We start from the raw sequence: 23357 nt of genomic DNA, 5'->3' as shown, positions 1-23357 counted from the left end.
GAAACGACGACCTCACATCCCAAGGACGCATGATGAGCGACGAAGGCAGCACCGCAGAGGAATTCTGGGACGCCCGATACGCCGAGAGCGAGCGGATCTGGAGCGGCGACCCCAACACCGTCCTGGTCCGCGAGGCCGCCGACCTGCCGCCCGGCACCGCCCTGGACCTCGGCGCGGGCGAGGGCGCCGACGCCATCTGGCTGGCGCGCCGCGGCTGGCGGGTCACCGCCGTCGACATCTCCCAGGTCGCCCTCGACCGCGCCGCCCGGCACGCCGCGGACGCCGGCGTCGGCGACCGCATCGACTGGCAACGCCACGAACTCGGCCTCTCCTTCCCCGACGGCGAGTTCGACCTGGTGTCGGCGCACTTCCTGCACTCGCCCCGCGAACTGCCGCGCGAGGACATCCTGCGCTCGGCCGCCGCGGCCGTCGCACCCGGCGGGATCCTGCTGATCGTCGGCCACGCCGGGCTGCCGCCCTGGGAGGAGCACGACCACGGCGACGACGACCCCCACCGCGACCTGCATCTGCCCACGCCCGACGAGGTGCTGGAGTCGCTGCAGCTCCCGGAGGGCAAGTGGGAGGTGCTGCTGAGCGGCGAGCACGAACGCGTCCAGACCGGCCCCGACGGGCGCAGCCACACGCGCATCGACAACGCCCTGAAGCTGCGCCGCCTGCCCTGACGTCCCGGCGTTGCCCGGGGCTGTCCGGCGGCCGGGGCGCCGTGGGCGCAGCCGGTCAGGGTGAGACCTTCCCGGGCTCGGGTTCTGTCCCGGCCGCCTCGGTCCCCGGTTCGGCGGCGGCCGGCGCCGGTTGCGGCCCGCCCCTCAGCGGTACCTCCTTCACCAGCAGGGCAGCGGCGAGCGACACCGCGGACACCACCGCCCCCAGCAGGAAGATCTGGTGCGTGCCGGTGACGAACGCATGCAGGTAGGCGTCCCGGGCGGGCTGCGGCAGGCCCGCCGGAGACGCGCCGCCGGCCCCGTCCGCCGGAACCCTCCCGTGGAGGGCCTGATTGAACAGCGAACCGAACACCGCCACGCCCACCGAACCGCCCATCGTGCGGAACAGGGTCATCGCCGACGACGCTGCCCCCAGATCGCGCATCTCCACGCTGTTCTGCGCGATCGTGGTGACCATCTGCATCAGGCAGCCCATCCCCGCACCCACCAGCGCCATGTAGCAGCCGGTGACAACGCGGGACGTGGAGGCGTCCATGGTCGACAGCAGGAACAGCCCCGCCGTCAGGAACGCCGTGCCGACCACCGGGAACACCTTGTACCGGCCCGTCACCGACATCACCCGGCCGCCGATCTGCGAGACCACCACCACCGGAGCCATCAGCGGCAGGAGCAGCAGCCCAGAGCCCGACGCCGACGCGCCCTGGACCGTCTGCTGGAACAGCGGCAGGTACAGCGCGCACCCGAACAGCGCCACGCCCGACACCAGGATCAGCACCGACATCAGCGGGAAGTTGCGGTGCCCCGTGAAGATCCGCGGCGGCAGCAGGGGTTCGGCGGCCCGGCGCTCCACCGCCACGAACGCCGCCACCCCCGCGAGCGCCGCCGCGAACAGCGCCAGGACCTGCCACGACGCCCACGGGTAGGTGCTGCCCGCCCAGGTCGTCGCCAGCACCAGCGCGCAGATCACCGCCGTCATCAGGCTGATGCCCGTCCAGTCGACGCGGGCCTTCACGCGGGCCGCGGGCAGCCGCAGCAGGAACCAGCACCACACCAGCGCGATCACACCGAGCGGCAGGTTGATGTAGAACGCCCAGCGCCAGCCGGCGTGGCCGGTGATGAAACCGCCCAGCAGCGGGCCCCCGATCGTGCCTGCGGCCATCACCGACGCGGTCATCCCCTGGTAGCGGCCCCGCTCGCGGGGAGGCACCAGCGACCCGATGAGCGCGAACGCCAGGCCGCCGATGCCGCCCGCGCCGAGCCCCTGCACGGCGCGGAACGCGATCAGCTGGACCATCGACTGCGCGGCGCCCGACAGCGCCGACCCGGCCACGAACACCGCGACCGACAGCAGGTACACGTTCTTGCGCCCGTACAGGTCGCCGAACTTGCCCCAGACGGGCGTCGACACGGCCGTGGCCAGCGTGTAGGCGGTGACGACCCAGGAGATGTGCTCCAGGCCGCCGAGGTCGCCGAGGTCGCCGAGGTCGCCGACGATGGTGGGCATCGCGGTGCCGACCACCATGTTGTCCAGCATCGACAGCAGCATCGCGAGCATCACGCCGAGCAGGGCCCAGCGGACGCCGCGGGCCGCGGGCGGAGGCAGGCCGGGTGCGGGCATGGCTGATCACCTCACTGATGGTGGGGAATCCGGGGAGTGCTGGGAGGATCCGGGGCGTCGCCGCCGGGCCGGCACCCCCACAAAAGCACACTCGATTAAAAAGTGCAACGAGTCAACTTTTCTAGTGAGGCAACCCAAGCGGTAGCATGGCGCCATGACGGAGACGATGGGCCGCCGGGAACGCAAGAAGGCCGCCACCCGCAAGGCGCTCGCCGACGCCGCCCTGCGGCTGTTCCTCGAGCACGGCTACGACAACGTCGGGATCAAGGACGTCGCCGAGGCCGCCGACGTCTCCACCACCACGCTGTTCAAGCACTTCCCCAGCAAAGAGGCGCTGGTGTTCGACCAGGACGCCGACGTGGAGGCCGCCCTCGTCGCCGCCGTCCGCGACCGCCCCGCCGGCACCTCCGTCCCGGCCGCGCTGCGCGAGCACGTCCTGCGCCGCAAGTTCGTCGTGGGCGACCCCGCCGCCGAGCCCTTCACCCGGCTCATCGACGGCCACCAGGCTCTGCGCGACTACGCGCACCGCATGTGGATGCGGCACGAGACCGCCCTCGCCCACGCCATCGCCGAGGACGCCGGCCGCCCCCAGGACGACTCGGCCTGCGCGGCCCTCGCCCACTTCGCCCTCGAAACCGCCGCCCTCGCCCGCGGCCGCACCGACCCCCGCGAAGCCGTCGAGCGCGCCTTCGACCTCCTCGAACACGGCTGGCGCACCGCCATCCGCACCCTCCCGCCCCGCCCCTGACCACCGGACCGGCGCGTCCGAGGTCAGCTCCTGGAACCGCTCCCCCGACCTGACCCGCGCTTGCCCCGCCGGCCCTGCCTGCCGGGCCCGCAAGGGTTCACCGGCCTGGCTGCGCGGTGCAGCACCGTGCCCGGGCCTGCATGCCGGGCCTGCAAGCTGACGGGTCCTGGCGCAGCGGTTCTGGACGGCTGAGGGTGGACCCCGCCGAGTGCCGCTGGGACACGTCGGCTTGCCAGAATAGGTAGACCGGTCTAGTTTCTTGATCGTACGGTTCGCGACGAGGAGGAACTCATGGCACGGCATGCGCTGGTGTTCGGAGCCGGCGGTTTCATCGGGCGGCATTTGATCCTCGCGCTGACCAGGGAAGGCGTCGACGTCACGGTGGCGACGCGGGACAGCCGGTCCCACGCGAGGCTGACCTCCTGGCTAGCCGAGCATGGATGCGATACCGCCATGCGCGAGCTGCGCGTCGACTTCGACAGCCCGGGGCTGGTGGAGGAGGATCCTCCCGCTTGGGGGGACGTCACCGAGATCTACAACTGCGCGGCGGCCTACCGGTTCGGGATGACGGACGCCGAGGCGCGCCGGGCCAACGTCGACAGCGTCACCGCGATCGTGTCGTTCGCGGCGAAGGTCCCCCGGCTGCGGCGGCTGGTACACGTGTCGGGTTACCGCGTGGGGGGTCACGAATCCGCGAACGGGCCGTGGACCGATGACGTCGCGCGCGGCGTCTACCGGCGGCTCGGCGCCTACGAGGCGTCCAAGGTGGAAGCGGACGCGGTCTTCCAGGCGACGGCCGGCCGCCTGGGCGTGCCGTGGTCCATCGTCAATCCGTCCAGCGTGATCGGCGACAGCGCGAGCGGCGAGTCGGACCAGCAGATCGGCCTCGCCACGAGCATCGCGGAAATCTGGCGCGGCTCGGTCCCCGCGCTGCCGGGCGACGCGCGCACCTTCGTCCCGGTGATCCCCGTCGACTACCTGGCGCGCTTCATGACGCTGCTGCCGGACGACCCGGACGCCGCCGGCAGGTCCTTCTGGGTCCTGGACGACCGCACTCCCCCGCTGCCCGACCTGCTCTCGCTCGTGGGCCGGCACTACCAGGTGCGGGTCCCGAGGCTGCGGGTGCCGGTGCCGGTGATCCGGCGCCTGCCGGCCGCCCTCACCAGGGCCGACCCGGAGACCCTGAGCTTCCTGTCGTCCGACCGCTACCCGACGGGCCCGGCCCGCGCGCTCGCCGAACGGCATGGGCTGAAGGCCCCTGACACGACCGGCTCGATCCTGCGGTGGGCCGACCACCTGGCCGCGCATCGGTTCGGCGCCGCGCCCGCGCGGGGACCGGCGCGGCGGTTCACCTGGTACGCCGGCGTCCGGACGTTCGAGCTCGGCGAGCCGGGTGCGCCGACCGTCGTGCTGCCCGGCCTGCCGGTCAACGCCGACACGTGGGCCGCGGTCGTCGCCGGCCTCGGGCACGCGCGGGCCGTGGACCTGCCCGGCCTGGGCATGAGCGCCGGCCGCCCGCGCGATCTGGCGGACTGGCTGGACGCGCTGACCGAGGACGCCGGCTCCGTACATCTGGTCGGCCATTCCCTCGGCGCGGCCGCCGTCCTGCAGGCGGCCGTGCGGTGCCCGGACCGGATCGCCGGGCTGACGCTGGTGGCGCCGTTCTTCCTGCAGCCCCGCCCCGGCTTCGCCACCCGGACACCCCTGCTCGCACGCTCCTACCTGCGGCGCGTGCGCCCCGAGGCCCTCGCGCGCCGGCTCACTGGATCCGGGGAGCCGGCCGAGGCGCTCACGTCCTGCGCCGAGGACCTGCACCGGGGCCGCGTCGCCGCCCACACCGCGAGGCTCCTGTCCACCGCGGGCAGCGAGCGGTGGCGCGCCGAACTGCGGCACTGCCTGCGCCGCTATACGGGCCGCGTGCACGTCATCACCGGCGCCGCGGATTCCCTGACCGGGGACGGCAGAGCGCTGGTCGACTCGCTGGGAGAGCGCGCGACGGTGACCGTGATCGACGGCGCGGGCCACCATCCCCAGCTGACCCATGCCGAGGAACTGGCGCAGGCGATCGGCAGCCACCTGCCGTCAGCGCGCCCCGGGGCCCGCGCCTGACGCCGGTCGCGCGACACGCCGGGGCGCGATGGTGCCGCAGGTCAGGCCGTCTGCTCCATCAGGGTGGCGAACTCCTCCAGCGAGATCTTCCCGTCGTGGTTGGCGTCGGCCGCCACGACGACCTCGACGGCCCGCGTCTCGGAGATGTCCTGGCCGAGCTTGGACATCAGGTTCTTCAGCTCGGCCGTGGAGATGTACCCGTCGCCGTCCACGTCCACCAGCTCGAACGTCGCCCGGTACTCGTTCACGTCGGCCATGGGACCTGCTCCTTTTGCTGATCGTATGGAGAGGCGACGCTAGCAGCCGCACTGACAGCCCGACGCCTTTACACAGTAAGGTAAGGCCGGGCGCGGACGTCGGCCATAATCGGACGGGTGCCCCGCTCGTACGCCTTCCTCGACCATCCGGGCCCGATCCCGTTCGCCCACCGCGGCGGCGCGAGCGGCCGGCCGGAGAACTCGATGCCCGCCTTCCAGCGCGCCATCGACCTCGGCTACCGCTACCTGGAGACCGACGCGCACGCCACCGCCGACGGCGTCGTCGTCGCCTTCCACGACCGCACGCTCGACCGGGTGACGGACCGGACGGGGGCGATCGCGCGGATGCCCTACGCCGAGGTCGCCAAGGCCCGCATCCGCGGCGCCGAGCCCATCCCCCGCCTGGAGGAGATCCTGTCGGCCTGGCCGGACGCGCGGGTCAACATCGACCTCAAGGACGCGCCCGTCATCGGCCCGCTCGCCGAGGCCCTGCACCGCACCCGCGCGTGGGACCGGGTGTGCATCACCTCGTTCTCCACCCGCCGGCTCGCGCAGATGCGCGCCCGCCTCCCCCTGTTCACCGGTGAGGACGTGTGCATGGCGCTCGGCCCGCGTGGGCTGATGGCGCTGCGCGCCAAGTCCTACGGGGGCCCGACCGCCAAGCTCGTCCGGCTGGCCGCGACCGGTGTGGCGTGCGCGCAGGTGCCCTACGGCCTCGGGCCCGTCCCGTTCGTCACCGAGGCGTTCATCGCCGAGGCGCACCGCCTCGGCCTGAAGGTGCACGCCTGGACGGTCAACGATCCCGCCGCGATGAACCGGCTCCTCGACATCGGCATCGACGGCATCATGACGGACGACCTGGTCGCGCTGCGCCACGTGATGGCGTCCCGCGACCTGTGGCCCCGGTCGGCCCCGGCCTCCTGACCGTCCGGCCCGCCGGGGCGGCGTCAGCGGCCGAAGCCCGGCGGACGCGGCGGGCCGCCCGGACGGTACTCCGCCGCGATGCGCAGTGGTGCGTGCTGCGGGCGCTCGGGCTGCTGCGCCGCGGCCTGGCCGGTCTGGGTGAGGTCCAGGCGCCCGGCGCGCAGGCTCTCCAGCAGTTCCAGGTCCTCCGCCGACACGAGGGCGGCCATCACCTTCCCACGCCGGGTCAGCGCCACACGCTCCCCCGTGTAGGCGACCCGGTTCACCAGGTCGGCGAACTCCTTGCGTGCCTCCGTCACCGGCTTCTCCACGCTGTTCATCGTATAGCGAACTCCCCTGGCCCCTTCCTGCCCCGCGAGTGTAGGTTCAACATATGTACAGAGCGTACGTTCTGTACAGATCGAGAGGAGGGTCTGCATGTTCGACCGACCGGAGGAGGACCGCCCGGCGCGGCGGCCGGAGACCTTCGCACCGCGGACGACGGCGAGGGTGTCCGAGGCGCCGCCGCTCGCGGAGGCGCAGCTGTCCGAGCGGCTGCTGGCGCAGCGGATCGTGTTCCTCGGCACCGAGATCGACGACCAGGTCGCCAACCGGGTCAACGCGCAGCTGCTGCTGCTCGCCGCGCACGACGCGCGGCGCGACATCACCATCTACATCAACTCCCCCGGCGGCGTGGTCGACGCCGGGATGGCGATCTACGACATGATGCAGTTCGTCCCGAACGACATCTCGACCGTGGCGATGGGGATGGCCGCCTCGATGGGGCAGACGCTGCTGTGCGCCGGGACGGCCGGCAAGCGGCACGCGCTGCGGCACGCGCGCGTGATGATGCACCAGCCGCACGGCGGGATCGGCGGCACCGCGTCCGACATCAGGATCCAGGCCGAGCAGTCGCTGTACCTGAAGCGGACGCTGGCCGAGCGGACCGCGTTCCACACCGGTCAGCCGCTGGAGAAGATCGAGGCCGACAGCGACCGGGACCGCTGGTTCACCGCCGAGCAGGCCCGCGAGTACGGGTTCGTCGACCACGTCATCGACAGCACCGACCGGGTCGGGTCGTGACACGCGCCGAGGGCCGCCATCCGGTCCCCTCGTTCGTCGAGCGGACGGGCTACGGGGTCAAGGAGACCACCCCGTACAACAAGCTCTTCGAGGACCGCATCGTGTTCCTCGGCGCCCCGGTCGACGACACCACCGCCAACGACGTCACCGCGCAACTGCTGGCGCTGGAGGGGATGGACCCCGACCGGCCGATCGCGCTGTACATCAACTCGCCGGGCGGGTCGCTGACGGCGATGATGGCGATCTGCGACACGATGCGCTACGTCCGGCCGGAGATCGAGACCACCTGCGTCGGGCAGGCCGGGCCCGCGGCGGCGGTGCTGCTGGCGGCGGGCGCGCCGGGCCGGCGGGCGGCGCTGGCCAACGCGCGGATCCGGCTGCACGAGCCGGCGGCCGAGGCGTCCCGCGGGTACTCCAGCGACCTGGAGATCCAGGCGCGGGAGGTGCTGCGGATGCGCGAGCGGACCGAGGCGATCCTGGCGGAGGCGACCGGGCGCAGCCCCGAGACCGTCCGGCGGGACCTGGACCGCGAACGCCACTTCACCGCCGCGCAGGCCAAGGAGTACGGGCTGATCGACGAGGTCCTGACGCGCCGCGGGTAGCGCGCCCGCCGGACGATCGGCGCGCCCGGCCCGGTGCGGCCGCAAAGAGCAGGGTTGGGCGCGGCATGATCCGGGAATCTTGTGATGGTGTCCAGCGTTGGTCAGGGCAAGACCGCAAGCCGTCTGGGAGGCACGTGACGATGGCCGAGCGCGCACTTCGCGGCACCCGACTCGGAGCCACGAGCTACGAGAACGATCGCAACACCGATCTGGCCCCTCGGCAAGAGGTGGACTACACCTGTACGAAGGGCCACCGGTTCACCGTGACGCTCGCAGCCGAGGCCGAGGTGCCGATGACCTGGGAATGCCGCAGCTGCGGCGCCACGGCCCTGCGGGTCGACGGGGAGCTGCCCCAAGCCAAGAAGGGCAAGCCGCCGCGCACCCACTGGGACATGCTCATGGAGCGCAGAACCGTGGAGGATCTGGAGGAGGTCCTCGCCGAGCGGCTCGAGATCCTGCGTGCGGGGCGCAGGAGGAGATCGGCATGATCGACTGAGAACGGCGGAGGGCCCGCACCGGAAGGTGCGGGCCTTTCCCATGTCCGGTGACGTGGTCCCATGTCCGGTGACGTTTGTCCGGTGACGTTGCCCGGACGCCGACGTGGATCGCTTGCCGGGCGCCGCGGGCCCCGTCAGGTGCGGGAGGGGTGGTCGTCCTCTTCGACGACCTCGCCGCGGACGACGGGGCCGCGCGGCGTGCCGGGGTCGCGGTCGTCCGCGGCGGGCCGGAACGGGCCGAACGGCCCGAACCCGGCCGGGCCGGAGCCCGCGGCGCCGGGCGGGAAGGTCATCGAGGCGCGGTCGCCGGCGATCCGCATCCGCCGGGCGGCGTACCGGGACGCGACGCGGCGGACGAGCGGCCGGGTGAACGGCAGCACGAACGCCAGCCCCAGCACGTCGGTGATGAGGCCGGGGATCAGCAGCAGCACGCCGCCGGCCATGACCAGCGCGGCGTCGCCGAGCTCCCGGTCGGGCACGACGCCGCGCCGCACGGTCTCCTGCAGGCTCCGCCAGGCGCGCCGGCCCTCGCGGCGGACGATCCAGCCGCCCAGCAGCGTCTCGGCGACCAGCAGCCCGACCGTCGGCCAGGCGCCGATCGCCTCGCCGACCTGGACGAGCAGGTAGATCTCCAGAACGGGCGTCAGCAGGAACGCCAGGACCAGTGCTAGCGGCAGCATGGCTCCATTTTCGGGTCGCGGGATGCCTGTACCCGTGTCAACGCCGCGGCGGCTCCGAACGTTTCCCCCCGGCGCGCCCGGCCACCCCCCACTGGGTGATGCGCAGCGCCGCCTCCATCATCACGTCCCGGCTCATCTTGCTGGTGCCGTGCACGCGCTCGACGAAGGTGATCGGCACCTCGACGACGCGCAGCCCCTTGTGGAGCGCGCGCAGCGCCAGGTCGATCTGGAAGCAGTAGCCGCGCGAGTCGACCCCTTCCAGGCCGATCTTGTCCAGCGTGGCGGCGCGGAAGGCGCGGTACCCGCCGGTGGCGTCGTGCAGCGGGATGCGCAGCATCATCCGGGCGTAGGTGTTGGCGCCGCGCGAGAGCGCCTCACGGCGCTTGGGCCAGTTCTCCACCTTGCCGCCGGGCACCCAGCGGGCGCCGATCACCAGGTCGGCGTCCTCGAGCGCGGCCAGCAGCCGGGGCAGCTCCTCGGGCTGGTGGGAGCCGTCGGCGTCCATCTCGACCATGACGTCGTAGCCGTGGTCGGCGGCCCACCGGAACCCGGCGATGTAGGCGGGGCCGAGGCCCTCTTTGCCGGTGCGGTGCAGGACCTTGACCTGCTCGTCGGCGGCGGCCATGGCGTCGGCGACCTCGCCGGTGCCGTCCGGGCTGGCGTCGTCCACGACCAGCACGTCCACCGACGGGACGGCCTTGCGCACCCGGCCGGTGATGCGCTCGATGTTCTCCCGCTCGTTGTAGGTCGGGATGATCACGAGCACCCTGCCGAGCTCGGCTGGGATCTCCATCGGTGTCAAATCTCCTCGTTCTTGCTGACCGTCGTCCATGCCGCGGCGCACAGCGCACCGATGCCCAGCACGACCAGCACCCATTCCGGCCACTCGCCGAGCCGGTCCGCCAGGGTGCGCTCGGTGCGCTCGGGGACGCTCGCGACCTGGATGTCGGGCACGAACTCCCCGGACCGGTCGATCATCCGGCCGTCCGGGGCGACGATCGCGCTGATCCCGCTCGTCGCGGCAACCAAGATCGTACGACCATGTTCGACCGCCCGCAGCCTCGACATGGCGATCTGCTGCGGCGGCAGGCTGGTGCGGCCGTAGGTGGCGTTGTTGGTCTGCACGACGAGGATCCGGCCGCGGGCGACGTCGCGGACCTCCTTGTCGTAGGCGACCTCGAAGCAGATCACGTCGCCGATGTCGACGGGGCCGAGCCGCATGACCCCCGACCGGGTGCCCTTGGCGAAGTCCCGGGGGATCAGCTCGAACCGCTTGATGATCTTGGTGAGGACGTCGCGGAACGGCAGGTACTCGCCGAACGGGACGGGGTGCCGCTTGACGTAGTAGTCGCCGGGGCCGGTCACCGGGTCCCAGACGATCCCGCGGTTCTCGACCTTCTTGCGGTCGGGGGTGTCGGTGAGGGCGCCGACCAGGACCGGGACGCCGACGTCCTTCACGGCGCCGTCGATGGCCCGGTAGGCGTCGGGCTCGGTGTAGGGGTCCAGGTCGCTGGAGTTCTCCGGCCACACCACCAGCTGCGGCCTGGCGACCTTGTGGGCGCGGATCCGGGCGGCCAGCTCGTGGGTGGCCTTGACGTGGTTGTTCAGGACGGCCTTGCGCTGGCCGAGGAAGTCCAGGCCGAGGCGCGGCACGTTGCCCTGGATGACGGCGACGGTGACCCGCGGGCCGTCCGAGGGGGTCGGGATGAGCGCGCCCGCGCCGGTGACCGCTCCGGCCACCGCGAGGGCGAGCACGGCGGAGGCGGCGGCGCGGCGGCGGCCGGGGGCGCGCGGCGCGCCGGCCGGTTCCTCGGCGGCGGGCTCGCGGTCGCCGCGTCCGGCCGTTTCCGGCCGCGTGCCGTCCGCGCCGTCCGCGGCGCCCCGGCGAGACGACGGGCGGAGCCGCCAGGCGGCCAGGACGGCGAAGGCCAGCAGCCCGCCGATCAGCGCGGTCAGGAAGGTGACCAGGGGCGCCCCGCCGAGCGAGGCGTACGGGGTCAGGGGCGTGTCGGTCTGGCTGAAGGCCAGCCGCGCCCACGGGAACCCGCCGAACGGCACGCGGCCCCGCAGCGCCTCCTGGCCGACCCACAGCCCGGCCGTCCACAGCGGCCAGCCGGGAAGCCGGGTGACCAGCGCGATCGCGGCGCCCATGGGGACGAAGTACAGCGCCTCGACCAGGCTCAGCACGGCCCAGGCGTCCGGGCCGACCGGGATCAGCCCGTCGAGGGCGGGCAGGAAGAACGCGGCGCCGGACAGGAAGCCCAGCCAGGCGCCGGTGCGGGCCGCCTGCCCGCGCACCGCGAGGGTGAGCGCGGCGACGGCGAGGAACGCCAGCGGGGTGAGGTCGAACGGCGGGAAGGCCAGGCACAGCGCCAGGCCCGCGGCGATCACGACGACGGTGCGGGGCCATCCGGCGCGCCCGCCGGTCCGCAGGAAGCGGCGCAGCCGCCGTCCCAGCCGCCCGGCGCGGCCGGGACGCCCCGCCGCGCCGGGGCCGCCGTCCGGGTCCGCGGGTCCGCTGGCCGGCGGCCGGTCCGGGAGGGTCTCCTGGGCCACGTCCACCCCTCGTTCGCTCGATCCGTTCGCGGGAACGCTACCGGCCCGTCGTGCCCGCGGCGACCACCTACCGGTCACGGTATGCCCGCTCGCGCGGCGACGCCACGGGCCGGCGACCCGCGCGGACGCCGCGGGAGGCGGTGACAGGAGGGCGCGGAGGGCGCGCGGACGCGGAAGAGGGCCCGTGACATCCGTCGGGCCGGAGCCGTCCCACAGGCGGTGAGAGCGGGTCTCCGTTTTCTACTGGATGTCCGGGCCCTTCCCGGGTCCAACCCCCCGCGCGATCGGGCGGCTCCGCCCGGACACCGGCCCGGACCACCGCACTGGCTCGGACGGGCACGGCGTCGGCCACCGGTGTGGCCCGCTCTCGTCCCGCCGCGGCGCGGTGCCCGGTGGCGACCCGGGCGGCCGATCGGTGAGTCCCGTGCTGGACTGCAGCAAAACTACCGGCTTCGCGGCCCTTGTCAACCGCCGCATGTTCTGCGGCGACTCTTCGTTCTCCCAGCTCAGCCCCATGATCGTGGCCGGGCGTCAATTCCGTCGCGGCCGCCGCCGGGTCCTCGCCCGGGCGGTCACTCCGCGGGCGGTCACTCCCCGGGCGCGGGGACCACGACGGTGCCGGTGGCGGTGACCGCGACGATCGGCTCGGCCAGCACCTCGGCGGACGACTCGCCCTTGTCGGGACGGCCCCGGCACACCACCCGCGCCTGGAAGTCCAGGGTGCGGCTGCGGGTGCCGACCCGGGTGACGACGGCGCTGGCCTCCAGCACGTCCCCGGCCCGGACGGGCGCGCGGAACTGCACGTCGGAGTAGGAGGCGAACAGGCCCTCGTCGCCGTCGGTGCGGATGCACACCTCCGTGGCGACGTCGCCGAACAGGCCGAGCATGTAGGCGCCGTCGACCAGGTCCCCGGCGTAGTGCGCGTGGGCGTAGGGCACGTAGCGGCGGTGGGTGACGGTCAGGCCCTCGCGGGGGTCGCTCATCGCTCGTCCTCTCGTTCGCCGTCGTCCGCCTGCCGGGCCTCCTGCACGGCGGTGCCCGGAAGCAGGGCGTGGACGAGGTAGCTGGCGACCTCGGCGGGGGTGGTGCCCTTGCCGAAGATCCGGTCGACGCCGAGGTCCTCCTCGGTGACGGTGTCGAAGCGCGGGCCGCCGACCACCAGCAGGGGCCGTCCCATGCCGGCGGCGACGGCGGTGGGATACTCGGCGTGGAACGCGGCGGCCATCTGCTTGGTGTTGTGCAGGTGCGCGTTCTTCTGGGTGACGACCTGGGAGACCAGGACGGCGTCGGCGTCCTCGGCCTTGGCGCGTTCGACGAGTTCCTCCACCGTGACCTGGGCGCCCATGTTCACCACCTGGATCTCCCGGTAGTACTCCAGGCCCTTCTCCCCCGCGAAGCCCTTGACGTTGAGGATCGCGTCGATGCCGACGGTGTGGGCGTCGGTGCCGATGCAGGCGCCGACGACGACGAGCCGCCGGTTCAGCGCGCCCCGGATGGCGAGGTTGACCTCCTGCGAGGACAGCAGCGGGTAGGCCCGCTCCTCGGGAACGGGGATGGAGGCGTAGTCGATGAGGTGGCCGACCCTGCCGTAGACGATGAAGAAGGTGAAGTCGGGCCCCATCGGCTTGGCGTGCACCACGCTGGCGGGGTCCAGGCCCATCTTCCCGGCCAGCTGCAGTGCGGCGGCGTCGGCGCGCTTGCCGGCCGGGACGGGAAGCGTGAACGACATCTGGACCATGCCGTCACCGGTGGTGTCGCCGTAGGGGCGGATCACCTGGCGGGTGTCGGCGGGCTCGGCCGGGGCCTGCGTCCCTCCGGTCGTCTCGACGGTCATGCGGGCACCTCCTGGGCTGCGGCGTCGGCCGTGGCATGGTGGGCGTGCGGGTCCTCGGTGTCGAGGATCTCGATCGCGGGGTTGAAGTAGCCGTCGGCGCGTTCGACGACGCCGTCCAGGCCCTTGCCGCCGTCGGGCGGGCGGCGGGTGACGCCGAAGGTGCCCTCGGCGATGGCGGTGAGCAGCCCGTCGTCGTCGATGCGCTCCAGCAGCTCCACCGACTCCGACAGCACCCGCCTGGCCCGCTGGACGATCATCCCGTCGGGCCGGGGGACGAAGTCCTCGGCGAGGGCGCCGCAGGCGTCGCGGACGTAGCGGACGTTCTCCAGCGCCAGGTCGCGGTCCGACAGCCAGGGGGTGTGGATGCCCTCGGTCATCATCCCGATCAGGATGATCGACTGCCCGGTCAGCACCCCGGCGAGGTTGAAGAACGCGTCCAGCAGGTAGCCGGCGAAGATGTTGCCGGTCATGTGCTTGGTGGGCGGCATGTACTTCAGCGGCGCGCCGGGGAACAGCTCGCGGACGAGCTGGGCGTGCGCGAGCTCCAGCCGGAACGACTCGGGGACGGCCGGGTCGATCTCGAAGGCGTGGCCGAGGCCGAGCTGGGCGTCCGAGAGGCCCGCCTCGTGGCCGAACCGCTCGTTGAGCAGCTGGCTGACGATCACGGTGTGCGCCGCGTCGACCGCGTCGGCGGTGGTGAGGTAGTTGTCCTCGCCGGTGTTGATCACGATGCCGGCGCGGGCGTGGATCTGCCGGGAGAAGCGCTGGTCGATGAAGGTGCGGCGGGGGTTGATGTCGCGGAAGATGATGCCGTACATGCAGTCGTTCAGCATCATGTCCAGGCGTTCCAGCCCGGCGAGCGTCGCGATCTCCGGCATGCACAGCCCGGAGGCGTAGTTCGTCAGCTGGACGTAGCGGCCGAGTTCGCGGGAGACGTCGTCCAGCGCCGCGCGCATCAGCCGGAAGTTCTCCTGGGTGGCGTAGGTGCCGGCGTAGCCCTCGCGGGTGGCGCCCTCGGGGACGAAGTCCAGCAGCGACTGGCCGGTGGAGCGGATCACCGCGACGACGTCGGCGCCCTCGCGGGCGGCGGCCTGGGCCTGCGGGATGTCCTCGTAGATGTCGCCGGTGGCGACGATGAGGTAGACGAGGGGACGCGGCGGGTCGGCCGCGTCGGGGGTGGGCAGTTCGGCCAGCAGCGCGTCGCGCTCGGCGCGGCGGCGGTCGACGCGGGCGATGCCGCCGCGCGCGGCGGCGGCCGCGGCCTCGCGGGCGTGCGCGGCATCGGTCCCCGCGGGCAGCCGGAACGACACCCGGCCCCGGGCGGCGGCCTCAGCGAGGTCGCGCAGGGAGCGGTGCGGCCCGGTCAGCAGGGCGTCCCACACCGGCAGCGCCAGCCCGTGCTCGAGGCCGACCTGGTCGCGGACGGTATCGGCGAGGTGGTTGGCCCACGGACGGCCCTCGTCGTCGGCGCCGGTCAGGCCCGCCAGCCGCAGCAGCGCCCGCTCGACCGAGACGGTGGTGTGGGTGCGGGCCATCCGGATGATCGGTTCGGCGGCCCGGGCGGCGAGCCGCCGGGCGGTGTCCACCACCTGCGGGTCGAGGTCCAGCTTTCCCTGCGGCGCCATTGCCGTCTCCCCTCACGCTTCCGCCCCTCTCAGGCCGGTTGCCGACAATCGTCCTTCTATGCGAGTTGTCTACCGGAGATCTTCCGGCATCAACACCATAAATCGCAAGAACTAACAGCACTTCCCTGCCGTCGCGGGCGCACGTCCCAGCTCCCCATGCTGTCCTTCCCCGTCGGCGGCCCCCGCTCCCCCGGTCCTGCGAAACCGCGCCGTGGGCCAGCCTTTGCTTCCCGCCCCGGACGGCCGGGTCACCTCCAGGTGATGACCAAGGCGAAACCACGACACGGACACGCTTGGTGAACTTATAATCACCGACAGTCGCGCGCCGGCGGGGAGCAGGCCCCGCCGGCGGAGTGACCGGTCTGCCGGGAGGGGCATGATCATTTATATTGCGGCCGCGGTGTGCGCCGTCATCGTGGTGATCCTCGCGAGCCGGCTGGTGCGGCGGGGGCGGCACGGCGTGGACGACCCCGACCCCGACGGCCCCACCGCCGCGCACACCGGCGCGATGCTGTCGGCGCTGTTCCTGCTCGCGTTCGCCATCGCGATCGTGGTGCCGTGGACCTCGGCCGACTCCGCCCGGTCCAACACCTACGCCGAGAGCCAGGCGGTCGTCGAGGCGTACTGGTCCGCCTCCCGGCTGCCCCCCGCCGACGCCCAGCGCGTCCAGGCCGGGCTGCGCGACTACGTCGAGCTGGTCAGCGGCCCCGAGTGGCGGCTGATGCGCGACCACGGCCGGCTCAGCGCGGCCGGATGGGCCGACCTCGACGGGCTGCGCCGCGAGGTGATCGCGGTGAAGGCGTCCACCGACGAGCTCCAGAACGCCCAGGGCAGCGTCCTGGACCACCTCACCGAGGTCTCCGCGGCCCGTCACCAGCGGGCCATGGACGCCAAGACCACCCCGCCCCTCGGGCTGCTGGTCGTCACCGTCCTCACCGGGATCGCGGTCATGCTGCTGCCCATGTTCTCCGGCGCCCGCCCGCGCGGGATGACGCTGATCCCGCTCGGCCTCATGGCCGCGCTCCTGGCCGCCGGCATCTACCTGGTCTTCGACATCGCGCACGTGTTCCGGGGCGGGCTCGCCGTCCACCCGGACGCCTTCACCGGCGCCGCGGCGGAGCTGCGGCGCATCGCCGGGGGTGGCTGAGCGTGCGCCGCCTGCCGCTGCTGCCCGCCGCGATCTCCGGTGCGCTGGCCGGCACGCTCGCGCTGCCGCCGTGCGCGTTCGCCGACCCGGTGCCCGACCCGTCGTCCTCGGTGACGGTCACCGGCGAGGGCGGCGGCGGGGTCAGTGTGTGCATCGACGGGGAGGTCCACGTGAACGTCGGGCCGGGCGCGCCGGGCTGCGCCGAGCCGCCGTCGCCCGCACCGGAGCCCCCGCCGAAGCCGACGCCGCCGCCGTCCACCCCGCCCGCGCCGGAGCCGCCGCCGGAGACCCATCCGGAGGCTCCGCCCGCGGAGCCGCCGCCCGCGGCCGCGCCGCCGGTGCACGTCCCGGAGGCGCCGCCGCCCGAGCCCGTACCGAGCCCGACGGCGCCCGCACCGCACCCGGCGCGGGTGCTCGCGCCCGCACCGGTCCCGGTGGTGCCGCACCCGCGGCCGAAGAGGCCCGCGCCGTCGCCGCACGCGGTCAACCGGGCGGCGAAGTCTAAGGCGAAGCCGCTGGAGCGGCGGCGCAGCCCGCTCAGCACGTCGCTGGTCCTGGTGGTCATCGCGGTCGTCGTCAGCGCCGGGACGGCCATCGCGTTCGCCCGCTGACATCCGCGTCCGCCCGCTGACGCGCTCGCGAGCGTGCCGACCCGCGCGTCCTCGCCCGTCCCGCCGCGCCGGGGTCGGGCGGGGGCGCGCACCGCGCTTCCGGGAGGCGTCGCGGGCCGGTCAGGGCAGGCGGGCCTTCAGGTACGGCGCGGTGCGGCTCGCGGACGCCGCCGCGACCCGGGCCGGCGTGCCCTGGGCGACGACGCGGCCGCCTTCGCCGCCTCCGCCGGGCCCCAGGTCGATGACGTGGTCGGCGGAGGCGGCCACGTCCATGTCGTGCTCGACGACCACGACCGTGGCGCCGCCGTCGACCAGCGCGTGCAGCTGCCGGGCCAGCAGTTCGGTGTCGGCCGGGTGCAGGCCGGTGGTCGGCTCGTCCAGCAGGTACAGCACGTGGCCGCGGCGGGCGCGCTGCAGCTCGGTGGCGAGCTTGATGCGCTGCGCCTCGCCGCCGGACAGTTCCGTGGCCGGCTGGCCGAGCCGCAGGTACCCCAGGCCGACGTCGCGCAGCGCCGCCAGGGCGCGCGCGGCCGGGGCGACCTCGTCCAGGAACCCCGCCGCCTCCTCCACCGTCATCGCCAGCACGTCCGCGATCGTCGCGCCGTGCCAGGTGATCTGCAGCGTCTCGGGGTTGTAGCGGGCGCCGTGGCAGACGTCGCAGACCGCGTAGGTGGACGGCAGGAACAGCAGCTCGACCGAGACGTATCCCTCGCCCTGGCAGTTCTCGCACCGGCCGCCGGGCATGTTGAAGGAGAAGCGTCCCGCGTCGTACCCGCGCGCCTTCGCCTCGTCCGTGGCGGCGAACCGTTTGCGGACGGCGTCGAACAGCCCGGTGTAGGTCGCCAGGTTGGAGCGGGGCGTGCGCCCGATGGGCCGCTGGTCGACCCGTACCACCCGCCCCACCGCGGCGGCGGCCTCCGCGTGCTCGGCCAGCACGTCCACGAAGGTGGACTTGCCCGATCCGGACACGCCGGTGACGGCGGTGAACACCCCGAGCGGCACGTCGGCGTCGAGCCCGCGCAGGTTGTGCCGGGTGACGCCGCGCAGCTCCAGCGCCCCCGACGGCTCGCGCGGCTCCCGCCGGGGCCGGGCGCGCTCCTCGAACAGGAACCGGCGCGTGACCGACGCGCCGACACCGCGCAGGCCGGCGACCGGCCCGCTGTGCAGCACCCGGCCGCCGTGCACGCCCGCGCCGGGGCCGACGTCCACGACCCAGCCGGCGCGGCGCACGACCTCCATGTCGTGCTCGATCACGAACAGGGTGTTGCCCGCCGCCTTCAGCCGCTCCAGCACCGTCATCAGCGCCTCGGTGTCGGCGGGGTGCAGGCCGGCGGACGGCTCGTCCAGCACGTACACCACGCCGAACAGCCCGGACCGCAGCTGCGTCGCCAGCCGCAGCCGCTGCAGCTCCCCCGCCGACAGGGTCGGGGCCGGGCGGGACACGGCCAGGTACCCCAGGCCGAGCTCCTCCAGCACCTCGATGCGGGCGGTCAGGTCGCGGGCCAGGACGGCGGCGGGCCCGTCCCCGGCCAGGTGCGGGCGCAGCACGCCCGCCAGCGCCGACAGCGGCAGCGCGGTCAGCTCGGCGACGGTGCGGCCGGCGAAGGTCACCGCGAGCGCCTCCGGCCGCAGCCGCCGCCCGCCGCACACCGGGCACACGGCCGAGACCAGGAACGACTCGGCGCGCCTGCGCCGGGCCTCGCTCTTGGAGTCGGCATAGGCGCGCAGCACCAGCCGCTTCGCGCTGGAGTAGGTGCCCTGGTACGGGCGGTGGATGCGGTGCGCCTCGCGGACGGGGTGGACGGTCACGACGGGCTGCTCGTCGGTGAACAGGATCCAGTCGCGCTCGTCCTGCGGGAGGTCCCGCCAGGGGCGGTCGATGTCGTGGCCGAGCGCGTCCAGGATGTCGCGCAGGTTCTTGCCCTGCCAGGCGCCCGGCCACGAGGCGATCGCGCCGTCGCGGATGCTCAGCGACGGGTCGGGTACCAGCGAGGCCTCGGTGACCTCGTGGACCTCGCCCAGGCCGTGGCAGTGCGGGCAGGCGCCCGCGGCGGTGTTCGGGGAGAACGCGTCGGAGTCCAGCCGGTCGGCGCCCGCCGGGTACTCCCCCGCGCGCGACATCAGCATCCGCAGCGAGTTCGACAGCGTCGTCACCGTGCCGACCGACGACCGCGACGACGGCACCGACCGGCGCTGCTCCAGCGCCACCGCCGGCGGCAGCCCCGTCACCTCGTCGACGGCCGGCGCCCCGACCTGGTGCAGGAGCCGCCGCGCGTACGGCGCGACCGACTCCAGATAGCGGCGCTGCGCCTCGGCGTACAGGGTGCCGAACGCCAGCGACGACTTGCCCGACCCGGACACGCCGGTGAACGCCACCAGCGCGTCGCGCGGGATCGCGGCGTCCACGCCGCGCAGGTTGTGCTCGCGGGCGCCGCGCACCCGCACGAACGGGTCGTCGGCGGCCTGCATGATCAGCACACTACCGGCCCGCCGCCGCGGCCCGGCGCCGGTACCCGCAGGTCAGGGGCGGCGGCCGACCCCGCCGAACACCAGGAACCGCTCGGGGTCCTTCACCTCGTCGTCGTCATCGGGGCGCCACAGCGGCACGTACACCAGGCCCGGGTCCAGCAGGTCCCAGCCGTCGAAGAACCGCAGGATCTCCGCGTGCGACCGCGACACCGCCGGGGAGGTCGCCCGGTCGTACAGCTTGCCGATCGCGGCGGTCTTGCCCGGCTGCGCCTCGTGGGTGAGGTGGGACAGGACCAGGTGGCTGCCGGGCGCGCCCGCGTCGCGCAGCACCGCCGCGATGCCGGCCGGGTCCTCCTCGTCCTTGACCAGGTGCAGCGCCGCGACGAGCAGGAACGCCACCGGCTTCGCCAGGTCGACGACCCGGTTCAGCTCCGGGTCGGCCAGGATCTCGAGGGGACGACGCATGTCGGCCTGGATCACCGTGGCGCGGTCGTTGCCCGCCAGGATCGCCCGGCTGTGCGCGACGGCGACGTCGTCGTTGTCGACGTACACCACCCGCGCGTCCGGGTTGATGCTCTGCGCGACCTCGTGCACGTTCCCCTGTGTGGGGATCCCCGACCCGATGTCGACGAACTGGTCGACGCCGGCCCGCGCCGCCGTGCGGACCGCACGGCGCAGGAACGCCCGGTTCGCGTGCGCCAGCTCCCGCGCCTGCGGCTCGATCCGCAGCAGCCCGGTCGCCAGGTCACGATCGGACGCGAAATTGTGCCCTCCGCCGAGCAGGAAGTCGTACACCCGTGCGACGCTTGGTCTCTGACCGTCGACCTCGGGTGGGATCCACTCGGAGTCCATGCATCGTCTCCCTTTTCAGCCGAGGGCGTCGTCCGCGGGGGGATTCAGCGTAACGCGAGTCACACCGCGGCCGCCCTCGCGCAGCCGACAGTGAAGGACCGATGTCAGAGCCATTCGCGCCGCACGCCGGCCCGGTGACCGTCCTGCTGACCCCGGACGGCACGGTCACCGCCTGCAGCGACGGCGCCGCCCGCCTGCTGGGCCGCCCGGCGCGCGCCGCGGTCGGCGCGCGGCTCGCCGACCTGGTCGGGCGCGCCGCCGCCGGGCCGCTGGCCGACGCGCTCAAGCAGGCCGCGGCGGGCCGTCCGTGGCGCGGGACGCTGCCGCTGCCGGGCGGCCATCCGCTGGTGGCCTGCGACCCGATGGCGGCCGGGTCCGGCCGGACGCTGGTGGCGCTGACCGTCGCGCCGCCGTGGGCGGACGGGGTGGAGCTGCTGAACGAGGCGGGCCGCCGGATCGGCTCCACCCTCGACCTGCACCGCACCGCCGCGGAGGTCGTCGGGGTGGCGGTGCCCCGGTTCGCCGACGCCGGCGCCATCTACGTGCTCGAATCGCTGCTGGCGGACGGCCGGCCCGTCCCGCCCGCCGTCGCCGGCGGTGACGCGGCGGTGGTGGTGCGCCGGCTCGCGATCGCCTTCGCCGAGGACGACCCGCGCGCCTGGTCCCGCGAGTTCCCCGTCAACGAGGTCATCGTCTACCCGCCCGGCACGTCCTACGCCCGCTGCGTCAACACCGCCCGCATGGTCGAGTTCGGCAGCGACGCCATCCCGGATGCGCTCGTGCACCGCACCGGTCCCGCGATGGAGGGGCTGCTGGACCATGTGTCGCTGCTGGCGGTGCCGCTGGTGGCGCGGGAACGCGTGCTGGGATTCGCGGTGTTCAGCCGTAAACGCGGTCGGCTGCCGTTCGCGCCCGCCGACACCGCGCTGGCGGGCGAGCTGGCGGCCCGCGCCGCGACCTGCGTCGACAACGCCTGCCTGTACCGGCGCGAGCACCGCACCGCGACCGCTCTGCAGGCGAGCCTGAAGCCGGGCCGCGTCACCGTCCCCGCCGGGCTGGAGATCGCCGACCGGTACGTGCCGGCCGGCAGCGACGTCGGCGGGGACTGGTACGACGTCGTCCAGCTGCCGGGCGAGCGGGTCGCCATCGTGATCGGCGACTCGGTCGGGCACGGCGTCACCGCCGCCGCCGCGATGGGGCAGCTGCGGATCGCCGCGCACACCCTCGCCGGCTGCGAGCTGCCGCCCGCCGAGGTGCTGACCCGGCTGGACACGATCGCGCAGAGCCTGGACGCCGCCCAGTTCGCCACCTGCGTGTGCCTGGTGTGCGACCCGGCCACGATGCGCTGCGAGCTGGCGTGCGCCGGGCATCCGCCGCCGCTGCTGGCGCTGGCCGACGGCACGGCCCGGCACTTCGCGGTCCCGCACGGGCTGCCGCTCGGGGTGTCGGACCCGGCGCACCCGCCCGAGTACGAGCAGCTCGCCGGCGTCGTCCCGGACGGCGCGACCCTCGCGTTCTACACCGACGGGCTGGTGGAGAGCCGGATGCGCAACGTCGACGAGGGCATCGCCCGGCTGGCGTCCGCGCTCGTCGCCTCGCGGTCCCCGTCGCTGGACGAGACCGCCGACGGCGTCCTGGCCCTGCTGGCCGACCAGCAGGGCCACGACGACATCGCCCTCCTCCTCGTCCGCGCCGCCGGCGCGGCCTGACGCGCGGCCCGCCGGCGGCCGGCCGCTACAGGCCGGGGATCTGGTGGTTGCGGAACGCGTCCACGAAGAATTCGTGGTCGCGGCGGACGATCTCGGCGTAGCCGGTGCCGAAGGCGACCATGTCCTCCACGAACGCGGACTCGTCCGCCCCGATCACCGCGTTGATGGCGTCCTCGACCTGGAAGCCGACCAGGGTGTGGTCGGAGTCGGTGTCGGACACGCAGTGCACCTTGGCGGTGGCCCGGCCGAGGTCGTCCAGCACCGACAGCATGTCCTCCGGCTCGGTGAGGCCGCCCCAGTCCAGGTCCTCCTCGTAGGGCGACAGCTCCTGCACCACGTAGCCGACGCCGTCGATCTGGGTGTAGCCGAGCCACGGGTCGGTGTTGGCCTGCAACGCCCGGCGCGACACCGCGGTGCGGTGGCCGTGGTGCTGGAAGTACTCGCGGATGCGGGCGTCGTCGACGACCCGGCTGGGGGCGGCGACGTTGCCCTGCTTCATCGACAGGATGACGTCGTTCTCCAGCGCCTGGGTGTTGCCCTCCACCAGGATGTTGTACGCCGACAGGCCCGCCGAGCCGATCCCGAAGCCGGACGCGCCAACGATGTCCTTCACCTGGTAGGTCAGGCTGCCGAACCGCTTCTCGGCCGGGATGGTCCGCAGGTAGTCCTGGTAGGCGGCCTCCACCTTGGCGCGCTCGGCGTCGTCCAGGCGGCGGACGCCGGGCCGGTCGCGGAACCGGCGGTCGGGGCCCTCCACGACCGTCATCCCGTCCAGCAGCCCGATCCGGGTGCCGCCCATCGCCTCGATCAGCACGTCGCGGACGTAGCCGTCGGAGTTGTCGAGGGTCAGCGCGAACTTCTCGTCGCCCTCGTGCGCGGCGAACCGGCGGACCTGGTCGACGTAGCCGCGCACGTAGGTCTCGATCAGCCGCCGGATGTCGGCGTCGGAGATCGCCTTCTGCCACGCCAGCAGCGCCAGGCTCGCCACCAGCCGCTTGACGTCCCAGGTGAAGTGCCCGACGTAGGCCTCGTCGAAGTCGTTGACGTCGAACACGAAGACGCCGTCGTCGTTCATGTAGGTGCCGAAGTTCTGCGCGTGCAGGTCGCCCTGGATCCACACCCGGCTGGTGCGCTCGTCCACCCACCGGTCGTCGTCGTGCTGGACGTCGGCGTAGAACAGGCAGGCGCTGCCCCGGTAGAACGCGAACGGGTCGGAGGCCATCTTGCGGAACCGGCGGCGGAACTCGGCGGGGCTGCGCTCCATCAGGTCCGCGAACGCCTCGACCAGCACGTCCACGATCTGCCTCTGGCGCTCCTTGGGATCGCGGTCGTGCAGTGCCCCGATGACGCTCGCCATGCTCTCTCCCTCGATGC

At 73.7% G+C, this 23357-nt stretch carries 22 protein-coding genes; 10 read left to right on the top strand and 12 right to left on the bottom strand.

Annotation, left to right across the window (positions count from 1 at the left end; genetic code table 11):
• Window positions 1-32: 32 nt before the first annotated feature.
• Window positions 33-683, top strand: a complete 651-nt coding sequence (locus tag ACA514_RS37610) for a class I SAM-dependent methyltransferase (RefSeq protein ID WP_375046053.1) — start codon at window positions 33-35, stop codon at window positions 681-683.
• Window positions 684-738: 55 nt separating this feature from the next.
• Here ACA514_RS37610 and ACA514_RS37605 read toward each other — a convergent pair whose 3' ends face one another.
• Entirely contained in the window at window positions 739-2301 is a 1563-nt protein-coding gene (locus ACA514_RS37605; protein WP_375046052.1) for an MDR family MFS transporter, read from the bottom strand.
• 154 nt (window positions 2302-2455) lie between these two features.
• Between ACA514_RS37605 and ACA514_RS37600 the strand changes: the two genes are divergently transcribed.
• Together ACA514_RS37600 and ACA514_RS37595 are read left to right on the top strand one after the other, a co-directional pair.
• Window positions 2456-3049 carry a TetR/AcrR family transcriptional regulator gene (locus tag ACA514_RS37600; protein WP_375046051.1) on the top strand — a complete coding sequence of 198 codons (594 nt, stop codon included), beginning with the start codon at window positions 2456-2458 and terminating at the stop codon, window positions 3047-3049.
• A gap of 291 nt (window positions 3050-3340) precedes the next feature.
• Window positions 3341-5158 (top strand): alpha/beta fold hydrolase, encoded by a 1818-nt coding sequence (locus tag ACA514_RS37595; protein WP_375046050.1) that lies wholly within the window; start codon window positions 3341-3343, stop codon window positions 5156-5158.
• A 41-nt stretch (window positions 5159-5199) separates the two neighbouring features.
• Here ACA514_RS37595 and ACA514_RS37590 read toward each other — a convergent pair whose 3' ends face one another.
• Window positions 5200-5415 (bottom strand): EF-hand domain-containing protein, encoded by a 216-nt coding sequence (locus ACA514_RS37590; protein WP_375046049.1) that lies wholly within the window; start codon window positions 5413-5415, stop codon window positions 5200-5202.
• Window positions 5416-5532: 117 nt separating this feature from the next.
• On the opposite strand from ACA514_RS37590, the gene ACA514_RS37585 reads away from it, so the two are divergent.
• Window positions 5533-6339 carry a glycerophosphodiester phosphodiesterase gene (locus ACA514_RS37585; protein WP_375046048.1) on the top strand — a complete coding sequence of 269 codons (807 nt, stop codon included), beginning with the start codon at window positions 5533-5535 and terminating at the stop codon, window positions 6337-6339.
• Window positions 6340-6362: 23 nt separating this feature from the next.
• Here the strand turns inward: ACA514_RS37585 and ACA514_RS37580 are convergent, their stop codons facing one another.
• A complete protein-coding gene (locus ACA514_RS37580) occupies window positions 6363-6659 on the bottom strand; it encodes a type II toxin-antitoxin system Phd/YefM family antitoxin (protein ID WP_344282303.1) in 297 nt (98 codons plus the stop codon).
• A 97-nt stretch (window positions 6660-6756) separates the two neighbouring features.
• Here ACA514_RS37580 and ACA514_RS37575 point away from each other — a divergent pair, with 97 nt between their 5' ends.
• From ACA514_RS37575 to ACA514_RS37565, 3 genes are all read left to right on the top strand, one after another.
• On the top strand, window positions 6757-7401 hold the full coding sequence (locus tag ACA514_RS37575; RefSeq protein ID WP_375046047.1) for a ClpP family protease: 645 nt from the start codon (window positions 6757-6759) through the stop codon (window positions 7399-7401).
• Window positions 7398-8003, top strand: a complete 606-nt coding sequence (locus tag ACA514_RS37570; protein WP_375046046.1) for an ATP-dependent Clp protease proteolytic subunit — start codon at window positions 7398-7400, stop codon at window positions 8001-8003. Before ACA514_RS37575 ends, ACA514_RS37570 begins: the two co-directional genes overlap by 4 nt.
• A 140-nt stretch (window positions 8004-8143) precedes the next feature.
• Window positions 8144-8491 carry an RNA polymerase-binding protein RbpA gene (locus ACA514_RS37565; protein ID WP_375046066.1) on the top strand — a complete coding sequence of 116 codons (348 nt, stop codon included), beginning with the start codon at window positions 8144-8146 and terminating at the stop codon, window positions 8489-8491.
• A 143-nt stretch (window positions 8492-8634) separates the two neighbouring features.
• Here the strand turns inward: ACA514_RS37565 and ACA514_RS37560 are convergent, their stop codons facing one another.
• The 6 genes from ACA514_RS37560 to ACA514_RS37535 form a co-directional block, all read right to left on the bottom strand.
• Entirely contained in the window at window positions 8635-9180 is a 546-nt protein-coding gene (locus tag ACA514_RS37560) for an FxsA family protein (RefSeq protein ID WP_375046045.1), read from the bottom strand.
• 37 nt (window positions 9181-9217) lie between these two features.
• Complete coding sequence (locus ACA514_RS37555; protein ID WP_375046044.1) at window positions 9218-9973, bottom strand: polyprenol monophosphomannose synthase; 756 nt, start codon at window positions 9971-9973, stop codon at window positions 9218-9220.
• A gap of 5 nt (window positions 9974-9978) precedes the next feature.
• A complete protein-coding gene (lnt, locus tag ACA514_RS37550) occupies window positions 9979-11736 on the bottom strand; it encodes an apolipoprotein N-acyltransferase (protein ID WP_375046043.1) in 1758 nt (585 codons plus the stop codon).
• Window positions 11737-12323: 587 nt separating this feature from the next.
• Window positions 12324-12719 carry a hotdog fold domain-containing protein gene (locus ACA514_RS37545; protein WP_375046042.1) on the bottom strand — a complete coding sequence of 132 codons (396 nt, stop codon included), beginning with the start codon at window positions 12717-12719 and terminating at the stop codon, window positions 12324-12326.
• Window positions 12716-13570, bottom strand: a complete 855-nt coding sequence (locus ACA514_RS37540) for an OAM dimerization domain-containing protein (protein WP_375046041.1) — start codon at window positions 13568-13570, stop codon at window positions 12716-12718. Before ACA514_RS37540 ends, ACA514_RS37545 begins: the two co-directional genes overlap by 4 nt.
• Complete coding sequence (locus ACA514_RS37535; RefSeq protein WP_375046040.1) at window positions 13567-15195, bottom strand: lysine 5,6-aminomutase subunit alpha; 1629 nt, start codon at window positions 15193-15195, stop codon at window positions 13567-13569. Before ACA514_RS37535 ends, ACA514_RS37540 begins: the two co-directional genes overlap by 4 nt.
• Before the next feature lie 376 nt (window positions 15196-15571).
• On the opposite strand from ACA514_RS37535, the gene ACA514_RS37530 reads away from it, so the two are divergent.
• Window positions 15572-16342, top strand: a complete 771-nt coding sequence (locus ACA514_RS37530; protein WP_375046039.1) for a hypothetical protein — start codon at window positions 15572-15574, stop codon at window positions 16340-16342.
• 2 nt (window positions 16343-16344) lie between these two features.
• Window positions 16345-16953, top strand: coding sequence for a hypothetical protein (locus ACA514_RS37525; protein WP_375046038.1), 609 nt, complete (start codon window positions 16345-16347; stop codon window positions 16951-16953).
• Window positions 16954-17073: 120 nt separating this feature from the next.
• Here ACA514_RS37525 and ACA514_RS37520 read toward each other — a convergent pair whose 3' ends face one another.
• Together ACA514_RS37520 and ACA514_RS37515 are read right to left on the bottom strand one after the other, a co-directional pair.
• Window positions 17074-19422 carry an ATP-binding cassette domain-containing protein gene (locus ACA514_RS37520; protein WP_375046037.1) on the bottom strand — a complete coding sequence of 783 codons (2349 nt, stop codon included), beginning with the start codon at window positions 19420-19422 and terminating at the stop codon, window positions 17074-17076.
• A 51-nt stretch (window positions 19423-19473) separates the two neighbouring features.
• Window positions 19474-20274: an SAM-dependent methyltransferase gene (locus ACA514_RS37515; protein ID WP_375046036.1), complete on the bottom strand. Its 801-nt coding sequence runs from the start codon at window positions 20272-20274 to the stop codon at window positions 19474-19476.
• Between the two features lie 101 nt (window positions 20275-20375).
• On the opposite strand from ACA514_RS37515, the gene ACA514_RS37510 reads away from it, so the two are divergent.
• A complete protein-coding gene (locus ACA514_RS37510) occupies window positions 20376-21983 on the top strand; it encodes a SpoIIE family protein phosphatase (RefSeq protein WP_375046035.1) in 1608 nt (535 codons plus the stop codon).
• A 25-nt stretch (window positions 21984-22008) separates the two neighbouring features.
• On the opposite strand, the gene ACA514_RS37505 is transcribed toward ACA514_RS37510, so the two are convergent.
• On the bottom strand, window positions 22009-23340 hold the full coding sequence (locus tag ACA514_RS37505) for a DUF2252 domain-containing protein (protein ID WP_375046034.1): 1332 nt from the start codon (window positions 23338-23340) through the stop codon (window positions 22009-22011).
• Window positions 23341-23357 lie beyond the last annotated feature (17 nt).

The sequence above is a fragment of the Actinomadura sp. NTSP31 genome, assembly GCF_041951385.1.
Lineage (GTDB): Bacteria > Actinomycetota > Actinomycetes > Streptosporangiales > Streptosporangiaceae > Spirillospora > Spirillospora napierensis.
This window is presented reverse-complemented; position numbering and strand designations above follow the sequence as displayed.

Bases quoted from the DNA above. Each gene is read 5' to 3' on its own strand.
- ACA514_RS37610 (WP_375046053.1), top strand. From the start codon at position 33: ATGAGCGACGAAGGCAGCACCGCAGAGGAATTCTGGGACGCCCGATAC.
- ACA514_RS37605 (WP_375046052.1), bottom strand. From the start codon at position 2,301: ATGCCCGCACCCGGCCTGCCTCCGCCCGCGGCCCGCGGCGTCCGCTGG.
- ACA514_RS37600 (WP_375046051.1), top strand. From the start codon at position 2,456: ATGACGGAGACGATGGGCCGCCGGGAACGCAAGAAGGCCGCCACCCGC.
- ACA514_RS37595 (WP_375046050.1), top strand. From the start codon at position 3,341: ATGGCACGGCATGCGCTGGTGTTCGGAGCCGGCGGTTTCATCGGGCGG.
- ACA514_RS37590 (WP_375046049.1), bottom strand. From the start codon at position 5,415: ATGGCCGACGTGAACGAGTACCGGGCGACGTTCGAGCTGGTGGACGTG.
- ACA514_RS37580 (WP_344282303.1), bottom strand. From the start codon at position 6,659: ATGAACAGCGTGGAGAAGCCGGTGACGGAGGCACGCAAGGAGTTCGCC.
- ACA514_RS37575 (WP_375046047.1), top strand. From the start codon at position 6,757: ATGTTCGACCGACCGGAGGAGGACCGCCCGGCGCGGCGGCCGGAGACC.
- ACA514_RS37565 (WP_375046066.1), top strand. From the start codon at position 8,144: ATGGCCGAGCGCGCACTTCGCGGCACCCGACTCGGAGCCACGAGCTAC.
- ACA514_RS37560 (WP_375046045.1), bottom strand. From the start codon at position 9,180: ATGCTGCCGCTAGCACTGGTCCTGGCGTTCCTGCTGACGCCCGTTCTG.
- ACA514_RS37555 (WP_375046044.1), bottom strand. From the start codon at position 9,973: ATGGAGATCCCAGCCGAGCTCGGCAGGGTGCTCGTGATCATCCCGACC.
- ACA514_RS37545 (WP_375046042.1), bottom strand. From the start codon at position 12,719: ATGAGCGACCCCCGCGAGGGCCTGACCGTCACCCACCGCCGCTACGTG.
- ACA514_RS37540 (WP_375046041.1), bottom strand. From the start codon at position 13,570: ATGACCGTCGAGACGACCGGAGGGACGCAGGCCCCGGCCGAGCCCGCC.
- ACA514_RS37535 (WP_375046040.1), bottom strand. From the start codon at position 15,195: ATGGCGCCGCAGGGAAAGCTGGACCTCGACCCGCAGGTGGTGGACACC.
- ACA514_RS37530 (WP_375046039.1), top strand. From the start codon at position 15,572: ATGATCATTTATATTGCGGCCGCGGTGTGCGCCGTCATCGTGGTGATC.
- ACA514_RS37520 (WP_375046037.1), bottom strand. From the start codon at position 19,422: ATGCAGGCCGCCGACGACCCGTTCGTGCGGGTGCGCGGCGCCCGCGAG.
- ACA514_RS37515 (WP_375046036.1), bottom strand. From the start codon at position 20,274: ATGGACTCCGAGTGGATCCCACCCGAGGTCGACGGTCAGAGACCAAGC.
- ACA514_RS37510 (WP_375046035.1), top strand. From the start codon at position 20,376: ATGTCAGAGCCATTCGCGCCGCACGCCGGCCCGGTGACCGTCCTGCTG.
- ACA514_RS37505 (WP_375046034.1), bottom strand. From the start codon at position 23,340: ATGGCGAGCGTCATCGGGGCACTGCACGACCGCGATCCCAAGGAGCGC.